Annotated in this window: 10 protein-coding genes; 8 read left to right on the top strand and 2 right to left on the bottom strand. The window is 40.3% G+C overall.

Annotation, left to right across the window (positions count from 1 at the left end):
- Nucleotides 1–45: 45 nt before the first annotated feature.
- Both AC3CIC_RS11655 and AC3CIC_RS11650 read right to left on the bottom strand, forming a co-directional pair.
- Entirely contained in the window at nucleotides 46–645 is a 600-nt protein-coding gene (locus tag AC3CIC_RS11655) for a Yip1 family protein (RefSeq protein WP_016960195.1), read from the bottom strand.
- Between the two features lie 181 nt (nucleotides 646–826).
- The gene (locus AC3CIC_RS11650; protein WP_488514683.1) at nucleotides 827–1,717 is read right to left on the bottom strand and encodes a LysR family transcriptional regulator; all 891 of its coding nucleotides are present in this window, start codon (nucleotides 1,715–1,717) and stop codon (nucleotides 827–829) included.
- Between the two features lie 297 nt (nucleotides 1,718–2,014).
- On the opposite strand from AC3CIC_RS11650, the gene AC3CIC_RS11645 reads away from it, so the two are divergent.
- The 8 genes from AC3CIC_RS11645 to AC3CIC_RS11610 all read left to right on the top strand — a co-directional run bounded on the left by AC3CIC_RS11645 (nucleotide 2,015) and on the right by AC3CIC_RS11610 (nucleotide 12,782).
- Nucleotides 2,015–3,070: a response regulator gene (locus AC3CIC_RS11645; protein ID WP_488514682.1), complete on the top strand. Its 1,056-nt coding sequence runs from the start codon at nucleotides 2,015–2,017 to the stop codon at nucleotides 3,068–3,070.
- 234 nt (nucleotides 3,071–3,304) lie between these two features.
- Nucleotides 3,305–3,802, top strand: coding sequence for a transcription/translation regulatory transformer protein RfaH (gene rfaH / locus AC3CIC_RS11640; protein WP_488514681.1), 498 nt, complete (start codon nucleotides 3,305–3,307; stop codon nucleotides 3,800–3,802).
- Nucleotides 3,803–3,920: 118 nt separating this feature from the next.
- Nucleotides 3,921–5,318 (top strand): mannose-1-phosphate guanylyltransferase/mannose-6-phosphate isomerase, encoded by a 1,398-nt coding sequence (locus AC3CIC_RS11635; protein WP_488514680.1) that lies wholly within the window; start codon nucleotides 3,921–3,923, stop codon nucleotides 5,316–5,318.
- A gap of 2 nt (nucleotides 5,319–5,320) precedes the next feature.
- Nucleotides 5,321–6,703, top strand: a complete 1,383-nt coding sequence (cpsG, locus tag AC3CIC_RS11630; protein ID WP_488514679.1) for a phosphomannomutase CpsG — start codon at nucleotides 5,321–5,323, stop codon at nucleotides 6,701–6,703.
- A complete protein-coding gene (locus tag AC3CIC_RS11625; protein ID WP_488514678.1) occupies nucleotides 6,700–7,923 on the top strand; it encodes a hypothetical protein in 1,224 nt (407 codons plus the stop codon). The genes cpsG and AC3CIC_RS11625 overlap by 4 nt, the downstream gene beginning before the upstream one ends.
- Nucleotides 7,923–8,603 (top strand): acylneuraminate cytidylyltransferase family protein, encoded by a 681-nt coding sequence (locus AC3CIC_RS11620; protein WP_488514677.1) that lies wholly within the window; start codon nucleotides 7,923–7,925, stop codon nucleotides 8,601–8,603. Before AC3CIC_RS11625 ends, AC3CIC_RS11620 begins: the two co-directional genes overlap by 1 nt.
- Entirely contained in the window at nucleotides 8,603–10,855 is a 2,253-nt protein-coding gene (locus AC3CIC_RS11615) for an N-acetylneuraminate synthase family protein (RefSeq protein ID WP_488514676.1), read from the top strand. The genes AC3CIC_RS11620 and AC3CIC_RS11615 overlap by 1 nt, the downstream gene beginning before the upstream one ends.
- Before the next feature lie 118 nt (nucleotides 10,856–10,973).
- Nucleotides 10,974–12,782 (top strand): glycosyltransferase family 29 protein, encoded by a 1,809-nt coding sequence (locus tag AC3CIC_RS11610; protein ID WP_488514675.1) that lies wholly within the window; start codon nucleotides 10,974–10,976, stop codon nucleotides 12,780–12,782.
- Nucleotides 12,783–12,839 lie beyond the last annotated feature (57 nt).

Below are 12,839 nucleotides of genomic sequence, written 5' to 3'. Positions count from 1 at the left end.
AGCTTTGCCAATGACTCATTAGCTTTCAACGGAGAGCATACTCGGTTAGTTCACGAACATGGGGCCAAAGCCGACATTCCACATGATCACAGTACTTGCCAAAATTGCGACAAGTAGAACCAACCCACAGGTGACCACTGAACTGGCATAAATAAATCCACGTTCTTCAGGAATGTGCATGATGATCGGCACACCAGTGTAAAGGAGGTAAATCGAATAGGCGATACCTGCCAACCCGACCAGCATGACGAACCAGACCACAGGAAAGAGCGCGGCTAAACCCACCATAAAGACAGGAGTGGCCGTGTAGGCAGAAAGCTCAAGCGCTTGCGTGTAAGTTGGATCGGAACCAAAAGTACGACTCATCCAAAGAGTCAGGTAGGCGAGAGCCATCACACCCGTGATTAGGGCAAAATACATGGCGCCAGCAATAATTAGTGCGCTTTGCTCCGTCAGAAAAATTGGGTCGCCGACACCAATACTCCACCCAATGTGCGCACTCGAGTAATAGGCACAAATTGGTGGTATAAGCGCCATGATGGCAGCGTGACCCAAACTGCTTGATGCGCCTTCATGGCGGTCATCAATATTTTGCCATTCCTCTTTCGGATGGGTATACAAACCTAGCAAGTGTCCCAAAATCATAATCGCTCCTTCCGTTTGCAGAAACCATCGTTAACGTTTGTGCAGAGAAAGATATCGCTGCTTTATGGTTTTACATCCCTATAACATTTAGCGGTCACAGGGCGGCTTAGCAAGTTTTCATTGGCAAAAGTGTGTTGATTTTTTAAGCACTTATCGCTTTTGGGACATTCAGTGAACTAGGTCACGTTTGAGTGTTGTCTGTATGAAAATAGCCAAATGCAAAATCAATAAATGCGCGTAGCTTGGCAGGCAAGTTAGTTTTGCCATGGTACATCAGGAAGATATCGCGGGGGCAGGTTGTCCACTCGGGAAGTACTTGGACGAGTTCATTGGATTCGACGTCTTTTTGTACCAGCACATCAGGTATTAATGCGATACCCAATCCATCTTTAGCGGCTGCGCGCACTAAGCGAAGTTCTGATGCTTCAAAACGGCCTTGTTGCGTAATACATAGCTGCTGGCCTTGTTGATTTGTTAGTCGCCAGCGCATCAGAGGCCACCCCTTTAACAAATGATGCTTAGTGAGATCCGCTGCATCGCTTAACGGAGAATGATTTGAGGTGTACTCAGGGCTAGCAACGAGAATATCTTTTACCGTGTGCAGTTTTCGTGCAATCAGAGATGAATCGCGCTGTGGGCCAATGCGAATAAAAGCATGACGATCATCAGAATGCTGCGCGGTTGAATCATTTGACAGCTCAAGGTCGAGCTTGATATCAGGATATTTAGTCAAGAATGCACTAAACATAGGCTGCAGCAGTTTCATCGCTATATTGGACGGCGCACTGATTTTAAGCGTTCCAGACTCCCCTTTACAACATTCGGAGAGGCTCTCAGTCGCCTCCATCAATTGTTCGAGCAAAGGGGAGCACTTTTCGTAAAAACCTTGGCCGGCTTCGGTCAACGATAGCTTTCTCGCATCACGATGAAGAAGCTTAATCTTTATGTCTTCCTCAAGCGCTTGTATACGGCGAGTCAATGTAGCGACAGGTATACCTGTTTTCTTTGAAGCTAAGGTGTAGCTGCCGTTTTCGACGATAAGACGAAAGAGATTTAGGTCATCAAGTTTCATGTGTATTCACGATAATGCGATTGCCTTCAATAAAAAGGCAAGGAGTTAGCCATTTGAAATTAACAAGGCGGACTTTTCGTTGTCTCATATCAATAAGCAGCGTCGTAGTTCGCGTAATGTTCATGCGATAGCTAACTTATTGGGCGAGTTTTTTCTTTTCTGTATACATCAGGTTATGTGTACTGGTACGGAGAATTACGTGTATGTTGCAACGTCGTAGCGGTTTTCAAACTATCCTAAAGAGATTCGGCGACGTTCGTCAAGCGTAAATTAGCCCCCAATCAGGAGAACAAGGCAGTGTTAGAAGGTAAAGAGGTTCTGATTGTTGAAGATGATCCCGTGTTCATTCGGATCATCGGTGGCTTTCTGCGCAAAGAAGGGTGCATTGTTAGAGAGGCGGGGAATGGTCTTGATGGGCTCAAAGCGCTCAGAGATGGCATTCCCGATCTGCTGCTCAGTGATTTGTCTATGCCTGTTATGACAGGTTTGGAATTCGTAGAGGAAGTTAGCCTCGAATATCCCATGCTCCCTGTGATCGTCATCTCTGGCACGGGCGGCATGTCCGATGTCGCACAAGCGCTGCGATTTGGCGTCAAAGATTTTCTGATTAAACCCATTGACGACATCATGGTGGTGAAATCGGCCATCATTTCTGTATTAGAAGATGCCGACGGTGGTGCAAGTAGCGATGCCGATTTTAGCCAGCAGTGGTTTAAGCTGGCACAAGGCGGCGATCAGCCATTGACCGAAGAATTGAAGTGGCATCTCGATGACTTGCTCGATAATCCTGGCAATGCAAGAGATTTACTGATGGGGCTCATGCCAGACCAAGACTCACGCCAAGGGGATTGGAGACTGTCATACCATTCACTGCAATCAGCAGACTCCAGCCCAGTGGTGCTTGATTATACGTGGATGATGGATGGTCAAATGGCCTTCTACATGGTGGATAGCGGTTCTGCTGGAAAAAATGGCACCGCAACCACGCTGATGATTCGTGCGTTTTTCAACGAATACCTGCGATCTCAAGACGCAGACGAACGTGGCTTTGTGCATTTGGTGCATCAGATCGAACATGCCATAAAAAAATCCACCTACGCCAGCCCCATCAGAGCCATGTTTGGCATACTCAATGCCGCCGATAACGAACTTAGTGTGTTGTCCGCAGGGCTAAACGCCGTGGTTGATGGGACAGGAAACGCTATCATCGTCAAAAACGACCATGTGCTAGGTGTCGATGCTGCTAGTGAGCATTTTCAAACGATTGATCTGGCAAGCGGAAATGTGCGCGTTTCACTCAGCGAAGTCGGACTCACCAGCTTTAGCTTAGATATTCAACGTTTGAGTGCTTAGTGATCTAAAGTACAACCCTCTTAAAATCCCCCATCTTAAAGGCCACATATCAAATGCGGCCTTTTGTTTTTCTGAAAAATGCCACATACAACAATTCAAACTATGAACTAGTGCAGACAAATTGAGCAGTCGGCTGCACAGCCCTTGCTGCACGGTGACCAGCCTAATATACTCTTGAGTCGCGTCGCAGAGACGTTGCAAAATTGGCTAGCTAGGACATCGGCGAGAAATATAATGAATTCATGGTATCTGCTCTATTGTAAACGCAGCGAGCAACAACGCGCAGAGCAGCACCTCAAGCGACAAGGCGTCGACTGTTACTATCCGCAAGTGACGGTTGAAAAAATTCGCCGCGGTAAAAGAACCCCGCAGCTTGAACCTCTCTTTCCAAACTATGTGTTTGCTTCCTTTGACCCCGAAAAAATTGCGTACACCACTGTTCGTTCTACACGTGGTGTTGTGGATTTTGTTAGGCATGGTGCAGTGCCTTGTACCGTTCCGTTTGATTTAATTTTGAGCTTAATGGCACATGAAGATTCGGATGATCAGCGCGAGCAGTTAAGTGACATGTTGAAGTCAGGTGACCAAGTCGAAGTGTTGGTTGGTCAATTTGAAGGCTCTGATGCAATTTACAAAGAAGCGGATGGAGAAATGCGATCAATTTTGCTGATAAACCTACTCAATCGTCAGGTGGAAGTATCTACTGAAAACAGTGTGCTGAGAAGAAAATAGTACCAACGTTCGACAACACATTCTGGCTATCGCGGGCTTTAGGGACGACACCTAAGGGCGGTAGCGTTTGAAAATAGACACTAATTTTGATTATTAGCATTATATAAAGAAGATATTTATGTTTATTCCTGTGATTATGGCTGGAGGTTCGGGGACTCGACTTTGGCCTCTTTCCCGTTCAGCATTTCCTAAGCAATTTCTATCCCTAGATACAGCGACAGACTTGACGATGCTTCAATCGACAATTGATCGCTTAAGCGGGCTTGAGTCGGCAGAACCGATAGTGATTTCCAACGAAAATCATCGCTTTATCGTGGCAGAACAGATTCGAAGGCTAGACAAAAAATCACGTATCATTTTAGAGCCTGCTGGTCGAAATACCGCACCAGCGATAGCGCTTGCTGCAATGCTGGCGGTCTCTAAGGGAGAAGATCCTATTCTTCTGGTTCTCGCAGCTGATCACTTTGTAAAAAATAGGACTGCGTTCCAAGAAGCAATTATGCATGCACAGGTTCAAGCGGAAAATGGAAAGTTGGCAACATTTGGGATTGTGCCCACTGCGCCAGAAACTGGTTATGGGTATATTCATCGTGGTGTTGCTGTTAATGGTTCCGCTTATGAAGTTGAGGCCTTTGTTGAAAAGCCTAAACAAGAAATTGCGGAGCAATACCTGCGATGTGGGGAATATTACTGGAACAGTGGGTGTTTTATGTTCAAGGCATCCACCTATCTGAAAGAACTTAAAGAGCACGCTCCGAATATATTTCTGCAATGTGAAAAGGCTCTTGAAGGAATGAGTTTTGACCATGACTTCATTCGGGTTAATGAAGAGCAGTTTTTGAAATGTCCTGATGACTCTATCGACTATGCCGTAATGGAACATACTAATCATGCTGTGGTTGTTCCAATGGATGCTGGCTGGAGCGATGTTGGCTCTTGGTCCGCACTTTGGGAAGTATCAGACAAAGATGAACAAGGGAATGTTCACCATGGAGATGCAATTCTTGTAGATACCGAGAATTGCTATATATACGCACCAAACAAACTTGTTGCTGCTGTCGGTTTAAAAGACATTGTTGTCATCGAAACAAAAGATGCAGTGCTGGTTGCAGATAAATCCAAAGTACAGGAAGTTAAGCGTATTGTGGAATGTCTTAAAGCGGAAAGCCGCTCTGAATACAAAGAGCACAGGGAAAGATATCGCCCTTGGGGCAAATCAGATGCTATCGACAATGGTGAGCGCTACAACGTCAACCGAATTACTGTTGAACCTGGAAAGAAGCAAAGCATGCAACTGCATTATCACCGTGCGGAGCATTGGGTAGTTGTTTCGGGAACTGCGAAGGTAACGTTTGACGATACAGTGAAAATAATTACCGAGAATCAATCCTTGTATATTCCAGTAGGAATGAATCATATGGTTGAAAACCCGGGCAAAGTTCCGCTTGAGTTAATTGAAGTTCAGTCAGGCCAATACCTAAAAGAAGACGATGTCGTTCGTTTCGAGGAAAAATAAAAATGCAGAAGCTAACTTGCTTTAAAGCCTATGATATACGCGGTCAATTGGGTGAAGAGCTAAACGAAGACATTGCTTATCGCATTGGCAGAGCAACTGGCCAATTTTTGATAGCAAATGGCGATGTAAAACGAACAGTCGTAGTTGGTGGTGATGTTCGCTTAACAAGCGAAGCCCTGAAGCTTTCTCTGGCACATGGTCTTATGGACTCAGGTATCAATGTTATCGATATTGGCATGACGGGTACAGAGGAAATCTATTTCGCAACTTTCCATCTGGGTGTTGATGGCGGAATTGAAGTGACAGCAAGCCACAACCCAATGGATTACAACGGAATGAAATTGGTACGTGAAGGTGCAAGACCAATTAGTGGTGATACTGGCCTAAGAGAAATACAGCGATTGGCTGAAGAAAATACTTTTAAGCCTGTTGTGACAAAAGGAAATTATGAACAACGATCTATTCTAAATGAATACGTCGATCACCTTATGGGCTACATACAACCAGAAAACATCAAACCAATGAAATTGGTGATTAATTCCGGTAATGGCGCGGCAGGTCACGTGATTGATGCTCTTGAAGCACGCTTTAAAGCACTAAATATTCCACTAGAGCTAATTAAAGTTCATCATGAAGAAGATGGTAATTTCCCTAATGGTATCCCAAACCCGCTATTGCCCGAATGTCGTGCTGATACTGCAAATGCTGTAAGAGAGCACAAGGCAGATATGGGTATTGCCTTCGATGGTGACTTTGACCGCTGCTTCCTATTTGATGAAAATGGCTACTTCATTGAAGGTTATTACATAGTAGGCTTGTTGGCAGAAGCGTTCTTACAGAAAGAACAAGGTGCCAAAATCATTCATGACCCACGCTTAAGCTGGAACACTATTGATGTGGTGACTAAGGCGGGTGGTGTCCCAGTAAAGTCTAAAACAGGACATGCATTCATTAAAGAACGTATGCGTAATGAAGATGCAATTTATGGTGGCGAAATGAGCGCACACCATTACTTTCGTGATTTTGCCTACTGTGATTCAGGTATGATCCCTTGGCTGTTAGTAACCGAGTTACTTTCAGTAAAAAATATGAAGCTTTCTGAAACGGTAAAAGAGCGCATTGCTGCATATCCCTCGTCTGGAGAGATAAACTCAAAGCTAGATAACCCGCAAGAATCAATTAATCGAGTTTTAGGTGCTTACAAATCAGATGCGTTGATTTTTGATGAAACTGATGGTATTAGCTTAGAATTTACTGAGTGGCGTTTTAACCTGCGCTCTTCAAATACAGAGCCAGTGGTTCGCCTAAATGTAGAAAGTAAGTCAAATGTCAATCTTATGATTGAAAAAACAAATGAGATTATGGAATTATTAAGCAAAAAATGAAAAAAATTTATTTTTTCTCTGCCTCGTTGACGCCATTGAATGACTACTGGATTTTAAAAGAATTACTAGAGGAAAAAATCGATGTGATTATAGTCGATATTTATGATTTGGTAAATGATAGAGAAATAGATTTTTGCACCTTTACAAGTAATGTTACACCTACTGTAATATGCAAAAATCAGGATGAAGTAGAAGTGTTGTTGGGGAGGATCAACCCGAAAGATATTGCGTTTTGTCCAACTGGAGATGGACTACCAAAATTTATCCGAGAACGGTTAGCTACAAAAAATGTTGATGTAGTATGCGATACAACTTTTGGGCTCCCAATAGTTTGTCAAGAAATAGATGCGATAGGTAACATACATCAAAAAAGTGTTGTTGGAAAAATAGCTAGAATAATAAAAATAAGGGGATTTCTTGGTTTTTACAATCATTGTATTGAATATGCAAAATGCAAGTCTCCAATCGAAATAAAATTAAAAAAACGAAATGCGAAAAACGACATAGATACTAATAAAGTTTGTGAAAATACACATATTATTGTTAGTGGAAGGAAGAATCATTTATCTTATAAGTTCGTAAAAAACGCACATAATCAAATAAAAACTGGACATTATTGCGTTGTATATCGTGAACGAGAAATAGAAAAAATTATAAATGAATCTTATGTGGTTTTCATTGATCAGGCACTTCCTTTTCATAGGGATTCTAAAAGATTAGGCCTCGATTATACAAAACACCAACAGGATTATTATAGTTCATTAAAAAGCTTCTTCAAAATTGTTGAAGAGTGCACTGGACTAAAAGTTGTTGTTGCTCTACATCCAAGAACTTCTGATAATTACGATGAATACTTTGATGGTTTTATAACATTTAAAGGGAAAACAGAAGAACTGATTGAGTACAGCGAGGCGATAATTACACACTTCTCGACATGTATATATTCTGCAGTATATATGAAAAAACCCATAGCGATCGTAAAGAATGAATTGATGAATTTACATCATGATTTCCGGAGAGTTGAAAATTTTTCCAGGCTTCTAAATAAAGCAGTGGTCGATTTAGATAATTTGGAAAATTTTGATAAATCCATGCTGTTTAATATAGATGATAATGCATACGAAGAGTTTAAAGAGAATTATATTTATCAGAGCGATACGAAAAAAGAACGAGCAATCGATATAATTTGTGCGAAGTTTGGAATATCAAAAGGTCAGTGATGAAAGATAAAGTAGTAGCAGTAATTCCCGCTCGAGGTGGATCAAAAGGTGTACCTAAGAAAAATATTAAGAATTTACTTGGAAAACCGTTGATTGCTTATAGCATTGAACAAGCAATTTCGACGAGCAAGATAGATTTAGTCGTTGTCAGTACCGATTGTGACGAAATTGCGCGTGTTTCCAAACGGTATGGTGCTTTGGTGGTGAAGCGCCCGAGTGAGATTAGCGGTGACTTTGCCTCATCAGAAGATGCCTTAATACATTGCCTTAAATCATTAAAGCAAGAGCATGGTGAAGTTGTTTCACATGTCGTATTTCTTCAATGTACCAGTCCTATACGAGAAGACTCTGACATCTCCGAATGTTTAGATTTAGTGTTGTCAAAGAGATATGACAGTGCGCTAAGTGTGGTAGAGAATCACAAATTTCTTTGGAAAACTGATACAAACGGTGATGCAACGCCTGTAAATTATGACCCTCACAATAGAAAAATGCGACAAGAAATTAGTGAATATCAAGAGAATGGCTCAATATATGTTATGAGCTCAGATGATCTATTTACGACAAGATGTCGCCTAAATGGGAGAATAGGTGTTCATCTGATGAAAGAAGAGACTGGATATGAGATTGATACGCCTGTTGACTTCAAAATAATCGAACAATTAATGAGTGAAAAATAATGTATATTAATCGAGATACAGAGAGCTTCAAGATTTCTCACGCTTCAACCATATTTCAAGCACTGAAAAAACTATCAGATAGAAAAACAAAAATTTTATTTGTGGTTGATCACAATGAAGCGATTATTGGTTCGTTAGCTGATGGTGATATTCGTCGTTATCTTGTCGAAAAAAGCCAAGACTTAAATAATCCCGTAATAGAAGCCGCAAACAGAGATTTTCAATATATTTATAGCGATCAATCTATATCAAATGGTTACAACCTACTCTCTTCAAAAGTAAAGAATGTTCCAATTCTTGATAGATCTGATCTGTTGGTAGGTATAATTGGTGACGATGAACCTATTATAGAAATAGCTGGAAAAAAAATTGGTGACCGAGAGCCAACGTTTATTATAGCTGAAATAGGGAATAACCATAATGGCTCCCTCGAGTTAGCAAAAGAACTTGTTGATCTTGCGGCAGATGCAGGTGCGGATTGCGTGAAATTCCAGATGCGTGATATGGCTACAATGTATAATAATGAAGGAGATCATGATGATGCATCACAAGATCTAGGCGCTCAGTATGTACTCGACCTTCTAAAACGTTTCCAATTGAGTGATGAAGAGTTCAAAGAGATTTTTGAATATTGCAAGAAAAAAAATATTCTTGCGCTTTGTACTCCTTTTGATGAATCTAGTGCTGACAAGCTTGAAGAAATTGGTATTGCTGGATTCAAAGTCGCATCTGCGGATCTTACCAACCATCGCTTACTGAAACATTTAGCGGCAAAAAAGTTACCACTGATCTTGTCTACTGGCATGAGTATTGAACAAGAAATAATAGCTGCAGTAGATTTATTGGAGAATGAATCGGCATCTTTTGCTCTACTTCACTGTAATTCTACGTACCCAACGCCATTCAAAGATGTAAACCTTTCGTACCTAGAACGCTTAAAATCATTAGGTCGTACTGTAGTTGGTTATTCTGGTCACGAGAGAGGCTATGCAATTCCGATCGCAAGTGTCCCGTTAGGAGCCAAAATTGTCGAAAAACACTTTACTATTGATAAATCAATGGAAGGTAATGACCATAAAGTGAGCTTGTTACCCGACGAATTTAAAGACATGGTGAGAGCGATTCGCGCAGTTGAAGAATCATTGGGTAGCCCGGATATATCAAAAACGATCACTCAAGGTGAAATGATGAATCGTGAAACACTAGCAAAAAGTGTCGTTGCTAGTGTAAGTATCAAAAAAGGCGATGTGATCACTGAAGACATGTTGGTAGTGAAATCCCCTGGTAAAGGCCTTGCACCATACAAACTTTCCGAGCTAATTAATCGAGTGTCTGTCAGAGATATTAAAAAGAATGATTTCTTTTATCAAAGTGATATTGATGGAGAGGTCGTCCAAGCGAAGAAATACAAGCTGCCACTGAAATATGGCATCCCAGTACGCTACCACGATTTTGCTACGATTTGTGATGGCGGTGAGTTGGAAATGATTGAGTTTCATCTGAGTTATAAAGACTTGAATGTAGACATAGCAGAGTATCTGTCTGGAACATATGATATGGATGTAGCAATTCACGCGCCAGAATTATTTGAAAGTGATCATGTTTTAGATCTTTGTTCAAGTGATGAAGAGTATCGCCAACTATCAATCAGTCATATGCAACGCGTTATTAATATGGCTCGCGACGTTAAACAGTACTTCCGAAATAAAAATGACAAAGTATGTATTGTGGTGAATTGCGGTGGATTTACGTCTGAAGGATTTGTTTCCGCAGAGGAACGTGTACCACTTTATGAAAAAATTGCAGATGCATTTTCGCAACTCGAGACAGAAGGAGTAGAGCTTATTCCTCAAACTATGCCACCATTCCCATGGCACTTTGGGGGGCAACAATATCATAATCTCTTTGTCGAACAAGATGAGATAGTTAATTTCTGTGATGCTTACAATTATCGAATTTGTTACGACCTATCACATACAGCTCTAGCTTGTAATTACTACAAGTGGGATCTTTATGAGTTTACTGATTGTGTGGCTAAATATTCTGCCCACCACCATATTTCTGACGCCAAAGGAGATGATGGTGAAGGGTTACAAATCGGAGAAGGAGAGATCGATTTTGTACGTATTTTTGATACATTAGAAAAAGATGCGCCGAATACAACATGGATCCCTGAAATTTGGCAGGGACACAAGAACAATGGTGAAGGTTTTTGGAAGAGCTTGAAGGCATTGGAGAAAATCATAACCTAGTTGTTTTATCTTGACCATGAACTAGGCTATATTATTCTAAATCCGGCCACTTACTAATTAATGAAATTTTACTTATTAAAGATCTATTCAATTATATTTTTCTGTATATGAGATTATTATGACACCTAAAATATTGATGCTTTCTCATTATCCTTTAGAGCATCACCAGTCTCCATGTTCTTCGTTATACACAACATTTATTGGTGAAAATAGAGTTTGGGATTTATCTGCTCACGTAAATACAACATTAACGAATGAAGTTTTTACTCGTGACTTTGACCATAAAAACGCTATCTGTGATGTGTTATTGTTTAATAGTTTTACATCACTATTAAGTGAAAATTCCATATATGCTTTACATAATGCGCTTATTGACAAAAAACGTGTATACATATACTGGCATGAGACTGCTTGGAATTTAAGAGCGTTCATGGAACGAAATTCTACAATTTTTAAATCTATTTTAGGTTTATTCAAGCGTTTAGATATCGTACACTTAGTGCCAACTAGACAATCGAAGCAATTAATAGCGTATGTATTTGGTGGTAATATAGACAATATCAAAGTTGTTTATGAAGTGGTTGATCTGAACAGGTTTAAGCCTATCGAAAATAAAAATGATATGAATGTTTTTATGGGGGCTGGTCTACCTGATTACCGAAAAGGTTGTGATATATATATAGACCTAGCAAAAGATCTTAAAGAAAAAGGACAGTTTAGATGGTATACGCCGCGCTCTACAGACGATGTCATGTCTAGTTTGGGAATTGGCGATATTAACGAAATTAGACATATTGAGTGGATGGGGCACGAGCCAGAATTTGAAAAGGCTATTAACAACTGTGATATTTTCCTATTAACTAGTAGAGATGATCCCTCTCCATTAGTTGCCTTTGAAAGCCTTGCTTGCGACAAACCAGTTTTTTGCTTTGGCTCAACCGGGATTTCTGAGATCGTTCCACAGGAATTTGTGGCAGATAGTTATGAAGAGTTTAAAGGGAATATAACTTCATATTTAAGAAACAAAAACAAATATCCAAGGGGCTACTTTAGAAAGATTGCAGAACAATATGGGCCGCTTGACTTTATAAGTAAAGCTTTTTCTGACATTGAAAGTGTAAATCTGAATCTACCTAAACTGAGTTATCGTTTGGAAGAGTCATTCCAAAATGACGAAATAATTTTACGTCTCTATGATTCTATCAATGATACTCGCCGGAAAAATGCATTTGAAACTTCTAAGCGTATAGAGAAAGAACGTATTTTCAGAAGGAAATATGATGAAAAAGTTGTTTTTAAAAGACCTAGAAGCAATCCATTAAAGAAAAAACGGGTTTTGGTGATAGGGAACTCCCCAGTAGTGATGAATGCTGAATTGGGTGACACAATAGATAAGTTCGATTTGGTTGTAAGAATTAACAACTTTAAAATTAAAGGCTATGAAAATTTTGTTGGAACAAAAACGAACAAGGTGTTCTTGTCGATTGCGAGTAAAGAGAATGAAAACTTTAGGCTTGTAGGAGATGAGAATAAATATTTGTTTCTTGCTAATAAATTTAGCCTAAAAAATGAAGGATTTGTTAGAGGGCGCTTAAAGGAAAACGGAGCTAGTAATCAAGATTTTGATTCGATAAATAAACTTGATACCACAATTTACTACACAAACTTGAAGTCAAAGTTGGGTCTTTTCTCGGGTAAGCAATGGCCTACAACAGGTATGGTCTCTATTGAGTGGTGCTTGCATAATCTTTTGAAAGAATATGACATTTCGGTATATGGTTTTTCTTTCTACGAAGAGTCGAACGGTTCTGAGTTAACGCATTACTCCGGAGCACAATCAAAGCGAGATTCTCATCATGATTTCAGTAAGGAAAGAGACTATTTTAACTATTTAATTGAAAAGAGCTTGATTTCAGTACTAAAGTGATGATTATATTGTCGTTTATTAAAAGTAAGACTAAATGCTAACAAGTATGGCAGAGTG

It is taken from the genome of Enterovibrio sp. QJM3NY_24 (assembly GCF_057786035.1).
This window is presented reverse-complemented; position numbering and strand designations above follow the sequence as displayed.